Annotated in this window: 16 protein-coding genes; 6 read left to right on the top strand and 10 right to left on the bottom strand. The window is 71.6% G+C overall.

Features of this window, described 5'->3' with window-relative positions; translation table 11 throughout:
* Positions 1-98: 98 nt before the first annotated feature.
* The 6 genes from AA0Z99_RS00790 to AA0Z99_RS00765 form a co-directional block, all read right to left on the bottom strand.
* Positions 99-1,952: an ABC transporter ATP-binding protein gene (locus tag AA0Z99_RS00790; protein WP_413318546.1), complete on the bottom strand. Its 1,854-nt coding sequence runs from the start codon at positions 1,950-1,952 to the stop codon at positions 99-101.
* 75 nt (positions 1,953-2,027) lie between these two features.
* Positions 2,028-2,240: a helix-hairpin-helix domain-containing protein gene (locus AA0Z99_RS00785; RefSeq protein WP_413318544.1), complete on the bottom strand. Its 213-nt coding sequence runs from the start codon at positions 2,238-2,240 to the stop codon at positions 2,028-2,030.
* 123 nt (positions 2,241-2,363) lie between these two features.
* A complete protein-coding gene (gene rplL, locus AA0Z99_RS00780) occupies positions 2,364-2,750 on the bottom strand; it encodes a 50S ribosomal protein L7/L12 (RefSeq protein ID WP_413318542.1) in 387 nt (128 codons plus the stop codon).
* Between the two features lie 33 nt (positions 2,751-2,783).
* Positions 2,784-3,302 carry a 50S ribosomal protein L10 gene (rplJ, locus tag AA0Z99_RS00775; protein WP_413318540.1) on the bottom strand — a complete coding sequence of 173 codons (519 nt, stop codon included), beginning with the start codon at positions 3,300-3,302 and terminating at the stop codon, positions 2,784-2,786.
* 222 nt (positions 3,303-3,524) lie between these two features.
* Complete coding sequence (locus AA0Z99_RS00770) at positions 3,525-5,021, bottom strand: sensor histidine kinase (RefSeq protein ID WP_413318538.1); 1,497 nt, start codon at positions 5,019-5,021, stop codon at positions 3,525-3,527.
* Positions 5,022-5,040: 19 nt separating this feature from the next.
* Positions 5,041-5,784 carry a response regulator transcription factor gene (locus tag AA0Z99_RS00765; RefSeq protein ID WP_413318536.1) on the bottom strand — a complete coding sequence of 248 codons (744 nt, stop codon included), beginning with the start codon at positions 5,782-5,784 and terminating at the stop codon, positions 5,041-5,043.
* 130 nt (positions 5,785-5,914) lie between these two features.
* Here AA0Z99_RS00765 and AA0Z99_RS00760 point away from each other — a divergent pair, with 130 nt between their 5' ends.
* Together AA0Z99_RS00760 and AA0Z99_RS00755 are read left to right on the top strand one after the other, a co-directional pair.
* A complete protein-coding gene (locus AA0Z99_RS00760) occupies positions 5,915-6,646 on the top strand; it encodes a YqaJ viral recombinase family protein (RefSeq protein WP_413318534.1) in 732 nt (243 codons plus the stop codon).
* Positions 6,646-7,389 carry an alpha/beta hydrolase gene (locus AA0Z99_RS00755; protein ID WP_413318532.1) on the top strand — a complete coding sequence of 248 codons (744 nt, stop codon included), beginning with the start codon at positions 6,646-6,648 and terminating at the stop codon, positions 7,387-7,389. The genes AA0Z99_RS00760 and AA0Z99_RS00755 overlap by 1 nt, the downstream gene beginning before the upstream one ends.
* A gap of 148 nt (positions 7,390-7,537) precedes the next feature.
* On the opposite strand, the gene AA0Z99_RS00750 is transcribed toward AA0Z99_RS00755, so the two are convergent.
* Complete coding sequence (locus AA0Z99_RS00750; protein ID WP_413318530.1) at positions 7,538-8,263, bottom strand: DUF998 domain-containing protein; 726 nt, start codon at positions 8,261-8,263, stop codon at positions 7,538-7,540.
* Positions 8,264-8,365: 102 nt separating this feature from the next.
* Here AA0Z99_RS00750 and AA0Z99_RS00745 point away from each other — a divergent pair, with 102 nt between their 5' ends.
* Positions 8,366-9,319: an NADP-dependent oxidoreductase gene (locus tag AA0Z99_RS00745; protein ID WP_413318528.1), complete on the top strand. Its 954-nt coding sequence runs from the start codon at positions 8,366-8,368 to the stop codon at positions 9,317-9,319.
* Positions 9,320-9,357: 38 nt separating this feature from the next.
* Complete coding sequence (locus AA0Z99_RS00740) at positions 9,358-11,040, top strand: dipeptide ABC transporter ATP-binding protein (protein WP_413318526.1); 1,683 nt, start codon at positions 9,358-9,360, stop codon at positions 11,038-11,040.
* A gap of 57 nt (positions 11,041-11,097) precedes the next feature.
* Here AA0Z99_RS00740 and AA0Z99_RS00735 read toward each other — a convergent pair whose 3' ends face one another.
* From AA0Z99_RS00735 to AA0Z99_RS00725, 3 genes are all read right to left on the bottom strand, one after another.
* The gene (locus tag AA0Z99_RS00735; RefSeq protein WP_413320893.1) at positions 11,098-12,012 is read right to left on the bottom strand and encodes an ABC transporter permease; all 915 of its coding nucleotides are present in this window, start codon (positions 12,010-12,012) and stop codon (positions 11,098-11,100) included.
* A gap of 14 nt (positions 12,013-12,026) precedes the next feature.
* The gene (locus AA0Z99_RS00730) at positions 12,027-13,031 is read right to left on the bottom strand and encodes an ABC transporter permease (protein WP_413318524.1); all 1,005 of its coding nucleotides are present in this window, start codon (positions 13,029-13,031) and stop codon (positions 12,027-12,029) included.
* Between the two features lie 109 nt (positions 13,032-13,140).
* Complete coding sequence (locus AA0Z99_RS00725) at positions 13,141-14,763, bottom strand: ABC transporter substrate-binding protein (RefSeq protein WP_413318522.1); 1,623 nt, start codon at positions 14,761-14,763, stop codon at positions 13,141-13,143.
* Positions 14,764-15,035: 272 nt separating this feature from the next.
* On the opposite strand from AA0Z99_RS00725, the gene AA0Z99_RS00720 reads away from it, so the two are divergent.
* Together AA0Z99_RS00720 and AA0Z99_RS00715 are read left to right on the top strand one after the other, a co-directional pair.
* Positions 15,036-16,484 (top strand): sensor histidine kinase, encoded by a 1,449-nt coding sequence (locus AA0Z99_RS00720; protein WP_413318520.1) that lies wholly within the window; start codon positions 15,036-15,038, stop codon positions 16,482-16,484.
* Between the two features lie 7 nt (positions 16,485-16,491).
* Positions 16,492-17,142, top strand: a complete 651-nt coding sequence (locus AA0Z99_RS00715; protein ID WP_413318518.1) for a response regulator — start codon at positions 16,492-16,494, stop codon at positions 17,140-17,142.
* Positions 17,143-17,181 lie beyond the last annotated feature (39 nt).

Genomic DNA, 17,181 nt, shown 5'->3' with positions numbered 1-17,181 from the left:
GACCGCTTGTTGTCAAGAAATGAACGCGAGGTCGGGGACGCGGCGTCGACATCCGGCGTCGGCGGCGGTCGCGCGCACCGGGGCTCGACCCGCTCGGCTCAGCGCGCCGCCTGCTGCGCGAAGAGGGCGGCGTAGGTGCCGCCGAGCGCCAGCAGCTCCTCGTGCGTGCCGCGCTCGACGACGCGCCCCGCATCGATCACGAAGATGACGTCGGCGTCGCGGATCGTCGAGAGCCGATGCGCGATCGCGAGCGTCGTGCGGCCGCGCGCGGCCTCGTCGAGCGCCCCTTGCACCACGCGCTCCGAGACCGTGTCGAGCGCGCTGGTCGCCTCGTCGAGCACGAGCACCGCCGGATCCTTCAGCAGCACGCGCGCGATGGCGATGCGCTGCTTCTCGCCGCCGGAGAGCCGGTAGCCGCGCTCGCCGACGATGGTGTCGTAGCCGTCCGGGAAGCGCTGGATGGTGTCGAAGATGCTCGCCGCGCGCGCGGCGGCGTCGAGCTCGGCGTCGGTGGCGTCCGGCTTCGCGTAGCGGAGGTTGTCGGCGATGGATGCGTGGAACAGGTAGGGCTCCTGGCTGACGATCCCGATGTTGTCGGTGAGCGCCGAGGGGTCGATCTCGCGCACGTCGACGCCCGCGAAGCGCACCGCTCCCCCGGTGACCTCGTGCAGCCGCGGCAGCAGGTAGCCGATCGTGGTCTTGCCGGCTCCCGACGGACCGACGAAGGCCGCGAAGGTCCCCGGCTCGAGCGTGAACGAGACCCCGTCGAGCGTGTTCGGCTCGCTCGCCTGCGCGTCCGGGTAGCGGAACTCCACCGCGTCGAACTCGACCTCCCCCATGCGCGCCGCCTGCGGCTGCACCGGCTCGGCGGCAGGCACGATCGTCGGCCTCAGGTCCAGGTACTCGAAGATGCGCGCGAACAGCGCAGACGAGGTCTGCAGGTCGAGCGCCACGCGCAGCAGCCCCATGAGCGGCATGAGCAGGCGCGACTGCACCGTCGTGAAGGCGACGAGCGTGCCGGCCGTGACCCCGAGATCCCCGCCCGTGATCAAGTAGCCCGCGATCACGTAGATCACGGCGGGCAGGATCGAGATGAAGATCGAGACGAGCGCGAAGAACGTCTGGCCGCTCATCGTCAGCCGCACCTGGAGGCCGATCTGGCGATCGTTCTCGGCGCGGTAGCGGCGCGACTCGTCGGTCTGACGACCGAACGCCTTCGCGAGCAGGATGCCGGAGACCGACAGCGACTCCTGCGTGATCGCGGTCATCTCGCTCAGCGACTCCTGCGTCTCGGTCGCGATGCGTGCGCGCACCTGGCCGACGCGGCGCTGCAGGATCACCAGCAGCGGCGTGAGCAGCACGGCGGCGATCGTGAGCTCCCACGACAGGATCAGCATCGTCACCAGGCTCGACAGCACGGTGACGGTGTTGCCGACGACCGAGGAGATGGTGTTCGAGAGCACGTTCGCGACGCCGCCGACGTCGTTCTGCAGGCGCGACTGGATGACGCCCGTCTTCGTGCGGGTGAAGAAGGCGAGCTCCATGCCCTGCAGCCGATCGAAGAGGCTGTTGCGCAGCTCGCCCATGACGCGGTTGCCGACCCGGGAGGTGAGCCACGTCTGCCAGATGCCGAGCAGGCTCGTGGAGACCCAGAGCGCCACCATCACGCTCACCAGCACCCACAGCAGCCGCAGGTCCGGCCCGCCCTCCGGCGGGAAGAGCGCCTCGTCGAAGACGCGCTGCGTCAGCAGCGGGGGGAAGACCGAGATGGTCGCGACGACGAGCACCAGCGCGATCGTCAGCGCGATCTGGCCGCGGTGCGGTGCGAAGAGGGCGAGGATGCGCTTGCCCAGGTCGGGCACGCGCGGAGCCGTCGCGTTCGCCTCGCGCTGCGCGGACTCGTCGCGCATCGCCACTCGGCCGCCGCGGCCGCCGCCCATCCCCATGCTCATGGCCCAACCGTAGCGGCGACGACCCCGGCGGCGCCCCGGCCCGAGGCAGCCGAGCGGGCGCGCAGCTCGGCTGCGTCAGGCGAGGAAGCCTCGGCCCTGCTCCTCGAGCGCCTCGCGCAGGATGCGCACCGCCTTCGGCCCCACGCCGTGCAGGGCGAGCAGCTCGGCCTCGCGCATCGCGGCGACCTGCTCGAGCGTGGTCACGCCGATCTCGACCAGCGCGCTCGCCGCCGGCCGGCCGATCCTGGGCAGATCCCCGACCTGCTCCGGCATGCCGCGCGTGCTCATGCGCACAGTCTGCCACCGGAGCGCCCGACCGTCACCGCTCGCTGACGCCGCCGGCGAGCAGGCGGCGCACGACGAAGGGCCGCACCCTCGCGGGTGCGGCCCTTCGTGCTGGATCGAGCGGTCTTACTTGACCGTGACCGTCGCGCCGGCCTCTTCGAGGTCGGCCTTGGCCTTCTCGGCGTCCTCCTTCTTCGCGCCCTCGAGCACGTTGGCGGGAGCACCGTCGACGAGGGCCTTCGCCTCGCCGAGGCCGAGCGACGTGAGCGCACGCACGACCTTGATGACCTGGATCTTCGCCGAGCCGGCAGCCTCGAGGACGACGTCGAACTCCGTCTTCTCCTCGACCTCCTCGGCAGCAGCGCCACCGGCGGCGGGGGCCGCGGCGACCGCGACCGGAGCCGCAGCGGTGACCTCGAAGGTCTCCTCGAATGCCTTCACGAACTCGCTGAGCTCGATGAGGGTGAGCTCCTTGAACTGCTCGAGCAGCTCGTCAGTCGACAGCTTTGCCATCGTCTTCTCCTTGTTTCTGGTACCGACCGGGCCTTATTCGGCCGCGGACTCCTGCTTCGCACGCAGCGCGTCGACCGCGCGAGCGGCCTGGGCGAGCGGTGCGTTGAACATGTATGCAGCGCCGAACAGCGAGGCCTTGAAGGCACCTGCCAGCTTGGCCAGCAGCACCTCCCGCGACTCGAGATCGGCGAGCTTGTTGACGTCCTCGGTCGTGAGCGGGTTCCCGTCGAAGAAACCGTTCTTGACCACGAGCGCCGGGTTCGCCTTGGCGAAGGCACGCAGCTCCTTCGCGACGGCGACAGGGTCGCCGTGCACGAAAGCGATCGCCGACGGGCCGACGAGCGACTCGTCGAACGCCGTGATACCGGCGTTGTTGGCAGCGATCTTGGTGAGCGTGTTCTTCACCACGGCGTACGTCGCGTGCTCACTGATCGCACGGCGCAGCGTCTTCATCTGGCCGACGGTGAGACCGCGGTACTCGGTCAGCAGGACGGCGTTCGAGGTCTCGAAGAGGTTCGAGAGCTCGGCGACCGATGCTTCCTTGTTCGCCATGGTGCTCCTTGCATCGTTGCTGGCTGCCCTGGCCCGAACATGAAAATGAGCTCCGGCGACAGCGCGGGAGCTCGGTCCTCGACGGGACTCTTGCACCTGCGCGGGCCGACGCTCTCACGAGCAAGCCTTCGGTCAACACGCGCCTTTCGAGCACGCGCCAACGACCAGCGGTCTTTGGTATGCGGCAAGACTACGGCACGACGGAGGCGCGGCGCAAGCCGATCACGGCGCCGGCGGCGCGTCGACCGGCGGCGCGGGCTCCGCGGCCTCCGCCTGCCACAGCGGCAGCCGCACCTCGAAGGCGGTGCGGCCGGGCTCGCTCTCCAACCGGATGCTGCCGTGGTGCGCGTCGACGAGCGCCTGCACGATCGCCAGGCCGAGCCCCGACGAGCCCGTCGCCCGCGAGCGGCTCGAGTCGCCGCGCGCGAAGCGCTCGAAGGCCGTGCGCTGCAGCGGCTCCGGGATCCCGGGGCCCGCGTCGACGATGTCGATCACCGCATCCGCCCCCTCGGCGCGCAGGTGCACATCGATCGCGGTGCCGTCGGGCGTGTGGACGCGCGCGTTGGCGAGCAGGTTCGCGACCACCTGCTGGAGCCGCAGCTGGTCGCCGGCGATCACGACCGGCTCCTCGGGCAGCTCGAGCGAGATCGGATGCGCCGGCCCGGCCGCCTGCGCGTCGGCGACGGCCTCCACGACCATCAGCGACAGGTCGACCTCGCCGCGCTCGAGCTCGCGTCCCTCGTCGAGGCGGGCCAGCAGCAGCAGGTCGTCCACGAGCGCCTGCATGCGGTGCGCCGCGGCCTCGATGCGCTCGAGCGAGGCCCGGGAGTCGCTGCTCAGGTCCGCGTCGTGCTTGCGCGTGATCTCTGCGTAGCCGCGCACGGCCGCGAGCGGGGTCCGCAGCTCGTGCGATGCGTCGGCGACGAACTGCCGCACCCGCCGCTCGCTCAGCGCACGAGCCTCGAAGGCCTCCTCGATGTGCGTGAGCATGCGGTTCATCGACTCCTGCACGCGGCCCACCTCGCTCGCCGGCTCCTCGATGCGCACGCGGTTCGTCAGCTGCGCGTCACCGGAGGCGAGCGGCAGCTGCGAGATGCGCTCGGTGGTCGCGATGACAGCCGTGAGGGGCCGGAGCGCCCGGCGGATGATCCAGTCGCCCAGCATGAGCACGACGGTCACGGCGGCGATGGCGGAGACCGCGATCACGAACGCGAGCGCGGCGAGGGTCTGGTTGGTGTCGATCAGCGAGATGCCCACGATGACGCGGGAGTCCCCCACCGCCGTCGCGATGACCCTGAACGTGCCGTGGGTCGGGAGCGAGACGGTGCTGGGGATGTCGCTCGCCACCCGCACGAGCACGGTCTCGTCCTTCGCCGACAGCGCCTGTTGCGTCACCCTCGTCAGCACGAGGTGGTCGGTGAGCGCGCCGTCCGACTCGATCGCGTAGAGCGTGCCGGAGCCGCCCGCGCGGGGGTCGACCCGCGCGCTGCCGGACTGCTCGACCTGCTGCGCGGTCTGCGCCGAGATCTCCCGCAGCTGCTCGTCGACGCGCGACTCCAGCACCAGGCGCATCGTCATCACGCTCGCGATGGCGACAGCCGCCGTGAGCGCCGCGAACAGCAGCGCGACGACGACCAGCAGCCGCCGGCGCAGCGACCACGACGAGGGGTTCTGGATGCGGCGGCCCAGCTGGGCGGCCGACGCAGCGGCCTGGCTCACGCCAGGGGGCCCGAGCCCGTCACTCGGCCGCGCGCAGCTGGTAGCCCACGCCGCGCACGGTGTGGATCATGGGCGGGCCGAGGGTGTCGATCTTCTTGCGCAGGTAGGAGATGTAGAGCTCGACGACGCTCGCGCGGCCGCCGAAGTCGTAGGACCAGACGCGGTCGAGGATCTGCGCCTTCGAGAGCACGCGGCGCGGGTTGCGCATGAGGTAGCGGAGGAGCTCGAACTCGGTGGCGGTGAGGTCGACCTGCTGCCCGCCTCGGCGCACCTCGTAGGAGTCCTCGTCCATCATCAGGTCGCCGACCCAGAGCACGCTGGACTCCTCGGCGGCGGTGGCGGTGCGGCGGATCAGGCCGCGCAGGCGCGCCACGACCTCCTCGAGCCCGAAGGGCTTCGTGACGTAGTCGTCGCCGCCCGCGGTGAGGCCGGCGACGCGGTCGTCGAGCGAGTCCTTCGCGGTGAGGAAGAGCACCGGCACGTCGAAGCCCGCGGAGCGCAAGCGCTGGAGCACCGTGAGCCCGTCGATGTCGGGGAGCATGATGTCGAGCACGACCGCGTCGGGTCGGTACTCGCGCACGGCCTGCAGCGCCTGCTGGCCGTTGGCGGCGGTCTTGACGTCCCAGCCCTCGTACTTCAAGCCCATCGCGACGAGGTCGGCGAGGCTCTGCTCGTCGTCGACGACGACCACGCGGATGGGCGAGCCGTCCTGGCGGGTGAGGCGCGGCTGGGAACGCAGCTGCTGCTGAGCGGTATCGGTCATGCCATCCATTTCGCCAGAGTCTCCTATGCGCGCATCCGAGCACATCCTATGTGCTTCCTGTGCGGTTTCTGTCCCTGCTGGGGCGCCGCGTCGCGAGCGCGCCGCCCGTGCGCCGTGGGACGATGGGCGGATGGACCTGCAGCTCGACATCTTCGGCGATCTCGCCGAGGAGCCGACCACCGCACGCTCCAGGTCCAGGGTCGCGTTCGCGCCGACGCCCGCTGCGGCGACCGCAGCCGCGCCGACGGCGGTGGCCGCCACCGCGGTGCTCGTGCCCGAGACCGCATCCGCGCCCGGCATCGTGATCGCGGGCCACGTGCACCGCATCGTGGCGCGCTCGAGCGACCGCATCGCGTGGTTGCGCGCCCGCTCGCGGGGCGTGACGGCGACCGATGCCGCCAAGCTCAGCACGCCGCGCTCGATCGCGACGGTCGCGCGCGAGAAGTTCGCGCTGCGCGGCTTCACCGGCAACGCCTTCACCGACCACGGGCGCGCGCGCGAGCCGCACATCGCCAGCTGGGTCCACGACCACTTCTCGCTGTCCCCCTCGGACGCGCTCTTCCACTCGGTACCGGATCGACGGCACCTCGCCACGCCCGACTGCATCAGCGACGACGGCTCGGTGCTCGCCGAGATCAAGACCACCTCGAAGCCGTTCGAGCGGATCCCGAAGTCCTACCTGCGGCAGATCTGGTGGCAGCAGTACGTGCTCGGCGCCGAGCGCACGCTCTTCGTCTGGGAGCAGCACGACGAGTTCGTGCCCGTCGGACCGCCGCGGCACCAGTGGGTCGAGCGCGACGAGGATGAGATCGCCGCGCTCGTCGACCGCGCCGAGCAGCTGCTCGAGCTGCTGCGCGGCTGATGCTGCTCGCGCTCCACGGGCTCGGATCGGACTCGAGCGCGCTGCGCGGCTACCTCACCGGCGCTGTGCCGCCAGGCGTGCAGGTGCTCGCGCCCGACCTGCGCGCGCATGGAGCGAACCCGCTCATCGGCGGGCCGGACGACTTCGCGCTCGAGGCGATGGCCGACGAGGTCGCGCGGGAGCTCATCCGGGTCGGTGACGGCTCGCCGGTGTCGATCGTCGGCGTCTCGCTCGGCGCGGCGCTCGCGGCGACGATCGCCCGCTCCGGCCGCTTCCCGCTCGACCGGGTCGCGCTCGTGCGGCCCGCGTTCACGACCGAGCCGCTCCCGCCGAACCTCGCGATCTTCCCCCTCCTCGGCCGGCTGCTCGAGGAACCCCGTCCGCAGCGGGTGCTCGCGCAGCTGCGGGCATCCGGAGCCTGGCGGAGCATCGCGCACGAGTCGCTCGCGCACGCGCGCGCGCTCGAGGCGCAGGTGACGCAGCCGCTCGCGGCCGAGCGCCGCATCCGCCTGCTCGAGATCCCGCGCAATGCCGGCTATCGGCCGGGAGCGCTGCGCATCCCCGCGCCCACCGTCGTGCTCGCGAGCCTGCGCGACCCGGTGCATCCCCTGCACGTCGCCGAGGCCTGGCGCGACGAGCTCGGCACGCGGATGCTCGTCTCGCCCGCCCGCGACGACGGCGAGGAGCCGATGCTGCGGTGGTTCCAGCAGCAGCTCGGCAGCTTCCTGCTCGGGATCCGCTAGCCGTCGCGGATCGGCCGCCAGTGCCGCACGGTGCCGGCCGCGCGCTGGTGCCCAGCGGTGCGCGGTCCCTCGCCGGTGCGCAGCGGAGCCCGGATCGCTCGCCGCCTCGCGCTTGACGCTCAACCGGCGTGGAGCGGGCTCGAGCGGACTATCCGGTCGGCCCCGCCCCTCGCCGGTCGAGCGATGGTGCCGCCGCGTCGGCGAGCGAGGCACCGTCGAGCGCGCTGCGCCCAGGCAGCGCGCGCGGCCGGTGCGGCAGGCAGTGCACGACCGCCATGACCATCAGCCACACGAGGCCGATCGCCGCCGCGATGTACTCGAGCGTCGAGCCGATGTCGGTGTTGCCGCGCGCGAGCGAGATGATGCCGCCGGTCGCTGCGATGACCCCGACCGCGAGCCCGCTGACCGTCGACAGGCGCGCCACCCAGCGCTCGTGCGCCGTCGCGAACTGCAGCATCGCCACGCAGCCGGCGACGAACGCGAGCACCGCCGCGACGATGTGCACCCAGTCGCGCCACTGCGCGGCGTCGGTGAGCAGCGACGGGCAGCCCATCGAGCACGGCACGGCGGCAGCAACGAGGAAGAGCGCGCCCGCAGCGATGAGCGCGGCAGCAGGCGTCACGCGACGCAGCAGCGGCAGTCGCGAGCGCACGTCGCGCAGCACCACGGCGACGAGCAGGATGCCGACCGCCACCAGCACGAACCCGACCTGGAACCGCGCCGCCGTCGGCATCCCGATGGCTCCGAGCTCGGAGATGTACAGGAAGCGGTCCGCGGCCGCCCGCGCCAGACCGATGATGACGGCCCCGGCGATCAGGGAGCCGGAGGCGAGCGTCGCGACGAGGGGGTCGACGGATCGGAGTCGCGGCAGCACACGAGCACTGTAGCCGCGCGGCGCTGTGCGTCACGCGCCGTCATCCGGACATCTGCGCGTCACACGCTTGCGCTACCGTCGAGGCGATCGGGAGGAAGTGCGATGCGTGCAGTGCTGGTGCGGGAGTTCGGGCCGACGGAGGACGTCGAGATCGGGGAGATCGAGGCCCCGCTGCGGCTCGGCACCGAGGTGCTCGTCGACGTCCACGCGGCGGGGATGAACCCCATCGACTTCAAGACGGTGCTCGGCAAGGGCGCCGCCAAGGCCGTCGAGCCGCTCCTGCCCTGGATCCCGGGCGGCGACATCGCCGGCATCGTCGCCGAGGCGCCCTACGAGGCGCACGACCTGCAGCCGGGCGATGCCGTCTTCGGCTCCGTGAACCACTGGCGCACGCGCGGCAGCTACGCCGAGCAGGCGGCCGTGCCGAGCCTCGCGCTGGCGCTGAAGCCGCAGTCGCTCAGCTTCGAGGAGGCCGCGGCGGTCCCGTGCGCGGCGCTCACCGCGTGGGACGCGGTCGTGCGCATCGCGAAGGCGCGAGCCGGGCAGCGCATCCTGATCCACGCGGGCGCCGGCGGCGTCGGCCACTTCGCGGTGCAGTTCGCGAAGTACTTCGGCGCGCACGTCGCCACGACCGTGTCGGAGCGCAACGTCGACTTCGTGCGCGGCCTGGGCGCAGACGAGGTCGTCGACTACCGCGCGCAGCGCTTCGAGGACGTGCTGCAGAAGGTCGACGTGGTCGTCGACCTGATCGGCAACGTCGCCGACGACACCGGCACGCGCTCCCTCGACGTGCTGAAGCACGGCGGCCTCTACCTCAACGTGCCCACCGGCTCCTGGCCCGACTACGCATCCGTCGCCTCGGAGCGCGGACTGCGATCCTCGGCGGTCAAGGTCGAGGCCGACGGCTCGAACCTCGGCATCATCGGCCGGCTCATCGACGCGGGCGACGTGCGCGTCGAGGTGCAGCGCACCTACCCGCTCGACCGCGTGCACGAGGCGTTCGACGCGCTGCAGGGCGGCCACGTGCGCGGCAAGCTCGTGCTGAAGGTGCGCTGAGTCGGCGAAACCGCGCGAGACAGGGCAGGATGGTCGCCATGAGCGACGCGAAGAAGCCGCTGCTGGACGTCTCTGGCCTCAAGGTCGAGTTCACCACGCAGGATGGCGTGGTGACGGCGGTGCACGAGGCCAACCTCACGATCGGCGCGGGCGAGACCCTCGCCATCGTCGGCGAGTCCGGCTCCGGCAAGTCGACCACCGCGATGGCGGTCATCGGGCTGCTGCCCGGCAACGGGCGCGTCACGGCCGGGAGCATCCGACTCGACGGCGAGGAGCTGGTGGGCGCGAGCGAGTCGACGCTGCGCGCGGTCCGCGGCCGCCGCATCGGACTCGTGCCGCAGGACCCGATGTCGAACCTGAACCCGGTCGCGAAGATCGGCACGCAGGTGGCCGAGACGCTGCTCGCGCACGGGCTCGCGACCAAGAAGGACGTCGAGCAGAAGGTCATCGAGACCCTCGAGGCGGCAGGGCTCCCCGACGCCGCGGCGCGGGCGAAGCAGTACCCGCACGAGTTCTCCGGCGGCATGCGCCAGCGGGCGCTCATCGCCATCGGCCTCGCCTGCCGGCCGCAGCTGCTCATCGCCGATGAGCCGACCAGCGCGCTCGACGTGACGGTGCAGCGCACCATCCTCGACCAGCTCGAGACCATGACGCAGGAGCTCGGCACGTCGGTGCTGCTCATCACGCACGATCTCGGACTCGCCGCCGAGCGCGCCAAGCAGGTCGTCGTCATGCACCGCGGCCGGGTGGTCGAGCAGGGGCCCGCCAAGCAGATCCTCGAGGACCCGCAGCACCCCTACACGCAGTCGCTCGTGAAGGCCGCGCCCTCGGTGGCGATGGCTCGCCTGCGCCCCGAGGACTTCATCGCCAAGGGCGCGGGCACCACCGCGCCGCGCACAGCCGAGGCGTCGGAGGCGCCGAGCGGCGCCGCGCCGGAGACCATCGTCGAGTTCGAGGGCGTCACGAAGGAGTTCCCCGTGCGAGGCAGCCGCGAGCCCTTCAAGGCCGTGGACGACGTCTCGCTCAAGGTGCCGCGGGGCACCACGGTGTCGATCGTCGGCGAGTCGGGCTCCGGCAAGACGACGACGGCTCGGATGCTGCTGAAGGCCTTCGAGCCCACCAGCGGCACCGTGCGCTTCGAGGGCAAGGACATCTTCTCCCTCACCCGCGAGGAGCAGCGGTCCTTCCGCCAGCGCGTGCAGCCGGTCTTCCAGGACCCCTACTCGTCGCTCAACCCGATGTTCACGATCGAGAAGATCATCGAGGAGCCGCTGTCGTTCTACCGCAAGGGCTCGCGCGCCGAGCGCGAGCGGCGCGTGCGCGAGCTGCTCGACCAGGTGGCGCTGCCGAGCGACATGGCTCGCCGCTACCCCTCGGAGCTCTCCGGCGGCCAGCGGCAGCGCGTCGCCATCGCGCGCGCGCTCGCGCTGCAGCCCGACGTCATCGTCTGCGACGAGCCGGTCTCGGCGCTCGACGTGCTCGTGCAGGATCAGATCCTGCGGCTGCTGGGCGATCTGCAGCAGGAGCTCGGCCTCAGCTACCTCTTCATCTCGCACGACCTGGCGGTGGTGCGGCTCATCAGCGACTACGTCGCAGTGATGCAGCACGGGAAGCTCGTCGAGGCGGCGACGTCGGAGGAGATCTTCACGAACCCGCGCGACCCCTACACGCGCGCGCTGCTCGCGTCGATCCCCGGCAACGAGCTGCAGATCGCGAGCTGACCGCTCGACGCGGTGCGCGCCGTCGGCGCACCGGTGCAGGGCGAGGCCCCGGAGCGGCTAGCGCTTGCGGGTGCGGGGATCCATGGCCTCGCGCAGCGACTCCCCCAGCAGGGTGAAGCCGAGCGCGGTGATCATGATGCAGATGCCGGGCAGGAACGCCAGCGACGGCGCGATCGCGAGCTCCGCCTGCGCGTACGTCAGCATGCGGCCCCACTCGGCCGTCTCCGGTCGCCCGCCGCCCAGGCCGAGGAACGACAGGGCAGCGGCGTCGATGACCGCGGTCGCGAGCGTCAGCGTCGCCTGCACGATCACCGGCCCGACCGAGTTCGGCAGCAGGTGCGTCATCGTGATGCGCCCCGTGCCGAGGCCGAGGGTGCGTGCAGCCAGCACGTAGTCGGCGCTCCGCTGCCCGAGCATGGAGGAGCGCAGCAGGCGCGCGAAGATGGGCACCTGCGCGACACCGATCGCGATCATGATGGCGAGCGGCGTGCGGCCGAGCACCGCGGCGATCGAGACGGCCAGCAGGAGGTGCGGCACCGAGAGCAGGATGTCGACCACGCGCATGATGACGCTGTCGACCCATCCGCCGAACGCCCCGGCGAGGGCGCCGAGCACCATGCCGCCGACGAGGCCGAAGAAGGTGGAGATGATGCCGATCAGCAGCGAAGCCTGCGCGCCCCAGATGAGCTTCGAGAGCACGTCGCCGCCGAAGCGGTCGATGCCGAGCGGGAACTGCGGGAGCTCGCCGATGCCCGGCAGCTCGGTGGGTCGCAGGTACTCGCGGCCGGGGGTGTCGAGCTCGGCGTAGGGCGCGAGCACCGGCGCGAGCACGGCGACCAGGATGAACAGGGCGACGACGACGGCGCCGACCCAGGCGGCCGGGTTGCGGCGCACCCGACGGAGCACGTCGCCCCAGAAGCTGCCGCTGCGGCGCTGCGGGCCGCCGGCCTCGGGCCCGGTCGGTGTGGGCAGGACCTCGGCGGCGCTCACTGGATCCTCACTCTCGGGTCGATGAAGCTGTAGGAGATGTCGACGAGCAGGTTGATCAGCGCGTAGGCCACGGCGATGAAGAGCACGAAGCCCTGCAGCACCGGGAAGTCGCGGCCGAAGATGGCACCGGCGAGGAACGCGCCGATGCCCGGGAAGGCGAACACCGTCTCGGTGAGCACCGCGCCGGAGATCAGCAGGCCCGTCTGCAGGCCGATCGTCGTGACGACGGGGAGCATCGCGTTGCGCAGCACGAAGCGGTCGCGGATGATCTGCTTCGACACGCCCTTCGCGCGCCCGGTGCGCACGTAGTCGGCGTTCACGACCTCGAGCACGGATGCGCGGGTGATGCGGACGATGATCGCGAGCGGGATCGTGGCCAGCGCGATCGCCGGCAGCAGCAGGTGCAGGAAGGCGTTCCACGCGGCGTCGAACTCGCCGGTCAGGAAGCCGTCGAGCACGTAGAAGCCCGTGAAGTGCGTGGCGTCGATGCCTCGATCCTGCCGGCCGGTGGTGGGCAGCCAGCCGAGCTGCACCGCGAACAGCCACTTGAGCATGAAGGCGAGGAAGAAGACCGGGATGGTGATGCCGAGCAGGCTCATGCCGACCGAGATGTGGTCGATCAGCCTGCCGTGGTTGCGCGCTGCCCAGTACCCCAGCGGGATGCCGATGCCGACCGCGATGATGAGGGCCAGGACCGAGAGCTCGATGGTGGCCGGGAAGCGGTTCATGAACTCTTCGAGCACCGGTCGCCGGGTCTCGATCGAGTTGCCGAAGTCGCCTTGCAAGAGGCGCGTGAGCCACGTGAGGTACTGCTCCGGCAGCGGCCGGTTGAAGCCGTAGGCCTCGTTGATGCGCTCGATCGCCTCCGGCGTCGCGCGCTCACCTAGCAGCGCTGCAGCGGGGCCGCCGGGCAGCGACCGCACCCAGAAGAACAGCAGCACGGACAGCCCGAAGAGGGTCGGGATCAGCAGCAGGAGGCGTCTGCCGATGGTTCGAAGCACGTCGTCTCTCCGTCAGGGGCGGGCTGGGCTGGCGATGACCGGTTGAGGCCGGTCGTGCCGGATGCCGTGGGACGAAGCCGCCCCACGGCATCCGGATGACGGATCGAGACTACTCGCTGAGCTCGATCAGGTTGTAGACCTCGTCGTTGACGGGGCTGGCCGGGTAGGAGGTCACGCGCGGGTCGAACGCCAGCGACGGCGCCGGGTGTGCCAGCGGCACACCGGGCACGAACTGCGCGATCTGCTCGTTGATCTCCTGGTAGGCGCTGCCCGCCTCATCCGCGTCGGGGATCTGGCGAGCCTCGGAGAGCGCCGAGAACAGCTCCGGGTTCTCGAAGCCCCACTCGTTCGACGGGCTGCCGAAGAAGACGCCGACGAAGTTGTCGGTGTCGTTGTAGTCGCCCGTCCAGCCGAGCAGGTGCACGCCGTGGTCGTCCGAGCCGCGCATCAGGTCGAGGTAGTCCGTCCACTCGTCGGCGACGGGGTTCACCGTGATGCCGACGGCCTCCAGCTGGCCGGAGAGCGCCGAGAAGATCTGCTCGGGGTTCGGCATGTAGGGGCGCGAGACGTTGACCGGGTAGTTGAAGTCGATCTCGAAGCCGTCCTCGTAGCCGGCCTCCGCGAGCAGCTCCTGCGCGCGCTCCGGGTCGTACTCGTAGTCCGTGACGGCGTCGTTGTAGCCGTTGACCACGGGCGGGATGAACTGCGAGGCGACCTCGGTGCCCTCGGGCAGGACCTGCGTCACGAGCGCCTCGCGGTCGATCGCGTGGGTGATCGCCTGGCGCACGCGCACGTCCTGCAGCTCCTCGATGGCCTGGTTGAAGCCGAGGTAGAGGATCGTGAAGGGGTCGCGCTGCATGACGTTGAAGCCGGCCTCGTCGAGCGCGGCCGTGTCGGCGGGAGCGACGAGGTCGTAGCCGTCGACGTCTCCGGCCTCGAGCGCCTGACGGCGTGCGGTCGGGTCGTCGATGACGCGGAAGACGACCTCCTGCACCTGGCCCTGCTCGCCCCAGTAGTCGGGGTAGGCCTGCAGCACGACCGACTCGCCGGGCGACCAGGAGTCGAACGTGAACGGTCCGGTGCCGACCGGGTGCCCCTCGGCGTACTCGCTGTACTCCGGCGCCTCCTCCGAGCCGCCCACCTCGTCGGCGGCGTACTCCTCGAGCGCCGTCGGGCTCTGCATCGCGAAGGCGGGCAGCGACAGTGAGGGGATGAAGCCGGAGAAGGCGCGGGTCAGGGTGACGGTGGCGGTGAGCTCGTCGTCGGCGGAGCACGACTCGTAGAGCGCGTCCTCGTCGCCGGCGTAGCCGCCGAAGAGGTTGCCGTAGTAGTACGACAGGCTCTCGGTGGCCGTCAGGCCCTCCCAGTTGTACCAGCGGTCGAAGTTGGCGCAGACGGCCTCGGCGTCGAAGGGCGTGCCGTCGTGGAAGGTGACGTCGCCCTTGAGCGCGAACGTGGTGGAGAGGCCGTCCTCCGTGGTCTCCCACGACTCGGCGAGCAGGGGGGCCGGGTCGGCCGTGCCCGGCTCGACGCCGACGAGGCCCTCGAAGATGTTGCGCGAGATGCGGAACGTCTCGCCGTCGGAGGCGAAGGCAGGGTCGAGGCCCGACGGGTCGCTCGAGGCGGCGAAGGTGAACGTCGAGTCGACGTCGCTGGGCGCCGCGGAGTCGCCGCCGGTGTCGCCGCTGTCATCGCGCTGGCTCTGGACGCAGCCGGTGAGCACGAGCGTCATGGCTGCGCCTCCGGCCAGGCCTGCGAGCAGGCGCCGCTTTGCGGGTGAGATCACGATGCTGGACCTTTCATCAAGGGACTCATCGCACGCGCTCCGCGCTCGGCGTCGAACGTGCGTGAGCACCAACCTAGCCCGCGCTGGGCGCAAACACCGTGCTCGCACCGTCACGATCGCGCAACGACCTCGTCGTCGGGGCCGGATCCCTCCTCCCTGAGGACGAGATGAGCGCGGATGCGGTGCCGCGGCGAGAGGCGTCGGCCTAGCCTGAGCGCATGCTCCTCACCGACGCCGTGCGCCTCGCCCTGCGGTGGACCCCGACGCTGATCGCCGCGTGCTGCTTCGCCTCGCTGATGCTCAGCATGCAGATCGACGGGCTCGGCGGGCTCTTCTCGACGCTGCTGATCCTCGGCGGCTTCGCGGCGATGCCGTGGTGGCCGCGGGCCGCCTTCGTCGCGGTGCTCGTCGGGGTCTGGTCCGCGTCGCCCACCGAGCCCGCCCACTCCGCCATCCTCTTCGCGCTCGGCCTCGGGGCGGCCGCGCTGATCGCCTGGCGCGTGGAGCCCCTGCGGCTGCGGCTGCTGTCGGGCCTGCCGCTCGGGCTCGTCGCCGCCCTCGCCCTGACGTGGCGGAGCTCCGTCCAGGTCAGCGCGCAGGGCTACGGCCAGACCGATGTCAGCACGGTCGCGGGGCCGTGGTTGCTCGCGATGCTCGCGTGGGCCGCGGTGGTCGGCGCCAGGGGGCTCCGGGATGCGCTGCGCGCCGAATCGGCGAAGCAGCAGGCCCTCGCGCGCACCACGGTCGTCGAGTCGGAGCTGCGCGACGAGCGGCTGCGAGCAGATCTGACCCACGACTTCCACGACGTGATGGCCCACTCCCTCGCCGTGCTGGCCGCACAGGCCGAGGGCCTGCGCCTGAGCCACGCCGCGCATCCGGAGCGCATCGAGCCCGTGCTGACCACCATCAGCGACACCGCGCGCCACGCCCTGGTCGAGGTGCGCCAGCTGCTCGAGCGCGTCGACGACGACGCACGACGGCCGCAGGCGACGAGCGCCGACATCCCCAGCCTCATCGCGCAGGTGCGCTCGGCGGGCCCGAGCGTCAGCCTGCTCGACGTCGGCGAGCACGGACGGCTGACGCGGCTGGGCGACATCGCGGCCTACCGCATCGTGCAGGAGAGCCTGACCAACGCCCTCCGGCACGGCGGCAGCGGCATCGACATCGCCGTCAGCCTCACCTGGACGGGGCCGGGCCTGAGCTTCGCCGTCTCCTCCCCCATCGCCGACCGCGCCGCGCTGCGGCCCGCCGGCCGCGGCATCGCCGGCATGCACGAGCGTGCCGAGCTCGCCGGCGGTGCGCTCGAGATCAGCGCGGCCGGCGGCCGCTTCGTCGTGAGCGGGCACCTCCCCTACGCGGCGGAGCCGCAGGCGGACGAGCCGGCGTTCCGGAAGGTGAGCGAGGCCCCGACCGCGCCGCTGACGGAGTCGCAGCTGTTCACGCTGCCGGTCACGACGCAGCCTCGGCCGGAGGACGTCGTGGCACCGTGGATCGTGGAGGCGACGCGGCTCCACCAGCTGCGGCACCCTGAGGCGATGCGCACGCAGCCCACCACCGCGCCTCCGCCCGCCGGCTGGGCCGAGGCGACCACCGTCGACCTGAGCCCCGCGCTCCCTCCCGAGGGGCGCATCCCCAACCCCATGGCACCTGGCGGTGCGCACCAGTGAGCCCGCGATGATCAGGCTGCTGCTCGTCGACGACCAGGAGCCCTTCCTGCAGGGCCTCGTGATGATCCTCGAGAGCCAGGAGGGACTCGAGGTCGTCGGCACCGCGCTCGACGGGGAGCAGGCGATCGGGCGCACGCGCGAGCTGCAGCCCGACGTCGTGCTGATGGACATCCGGATGCCCGTGCTCGACGGGGTGCGCGCGACCGCGGCCATCCGGCGCGACTCGCCCGAGCCGCCGCCGCACGTGATCGTGCTGACGACCATCCGCCACGACGCGGCGGTGGTGGATGCGCTGCGCGCCGGAGCCAGCGGGTTCCTGCTCAAGGACGCGCGGCCCGAGTTCCTGGTGCAGTCGATCCGGGCGGTCGTCGACGGCCAGCAGGTCATCGCGCCCGCCGAGACCTTCGACCTGCTGCGCGCCTTCGCGCCGGTGCGGCCGGCGCCCGACGCCTCGATCCTCGCGGAGCTGACCGAGCGGGAGCGCGAGCTGTTCGGGCTCGCCGCTCGTGGACTCTCGAACGCCGACATCGCCGCGCGGCTGTGGGTCGCGGAGACGACCGTGAAGACGCACATGCGGGCGATCCTCACGAAGCTGGGCGTGGCGAGCCGGGTGCAGCTGATCGCGCTCGCCTACGAGCACCGCCTGATCGAGGTGTGACCGAGCGCGAGCCGCGGCGCCCGGCGTGACGCGCAGCGG

Origin of the sequence: Agrococcus phoenicis, from assembly GCF_047302415.1 — a bacterium.
Taxonomy (GTDB): Bacteria; Actinomycetota; Actinomycetes; order Actinomycetales; family Microbacteriaceae; genus Agrococcus.
The sequence above is the reverse complement of the archived record's forward strand: the minus strand, read 5'-3'. Positions and strand labels throughout refer to the sequence as shown.

Coding starts and splice junctions, on each gene's coding strand:
- AA0Z99_RS00790 (WP_413318546.1), bottom strand. CDS start 1,952: ATGAGCATGGGGATGGGCGGCGGCCGCGGCGGCCGAGTGGCGATGCGC.
- AA0Z99_RS00785 (WP_413318544.1), bottom strand. CDS start 2,240: ATGAGCACGCGCGGCATGCCGGAGCAGGTCGGGGATCTGCCCAGGATC.
- rplL (WP_413318542.1), bottom strand. CDS start 2,750: ATGGCAAAGCTGTCGACTGACGAGCTGCTCGAGCAGTTCAAGGAGCTC.
- rplJ (WP_413318540.1), bottom strand. CDS start 3,302: ATGGCGAACAAGGAAGCATCGGTCGCCGAGCTCTCGAACCTCTTCGAG.
- AA0Z99_RS00765 (WP_413318536.1), bottom strand. CDS start 5,784: ATGACCGATACCGCTCAGCAGCAGCTGCGTTCCCAGCCGCGCCTCACC.
- AA0Z99_RS00760 (WP_413318534.1), top strand. CDS start 5,915: ATGGACCTGCAGCTCGACATCTTCGGCGATCTCGCCGAGGAGCCGACC.
- AA0Z99_RS00755 (WP_413318532.1), top strand. CDS start 6,646: ATGCTGCTCGCGCTCCACGGGCTCGGATCGGACTCGAGCGCGCTGCGC.
- AA0Z99_RS00745 (WP_413318528.1), top strand. CDS start 8,366: ATGCGTGCAGTGCTGGTGCGGGAGTTCGGGCCGACGGAGGACGTCGAG.
- AA0Z99_RS00740 (WP_413318526.1), top strand. CDS start 9,358: ATGAGCGACGCGAAGAAGCCGCTGCTGGACGTCTCTGGCCTCAAGGTC.
- AA0Z99_RS00725 (WP_413318522.1), bottom strand. CDS start 14,763: ATGACGCTCGTGCTCACCGGCTGCGTCCAGAGCCAGCGCGATGACAGC.
- AA0Z99_RS00720 (WP_413318520.1), top strand. CDS start 15,036: ATGCTCCTCACCGACGCCGTGCGCCTCGCCCTGCGGTGGACCCCGACG.
- AA0Z99_RS00715 (WP_413318518.1), top strand. CDS start 16,492: ATGATCAGGCTGCTGCTCGTCGACGACCAGGAGCCCTTCCTGCAGGGC.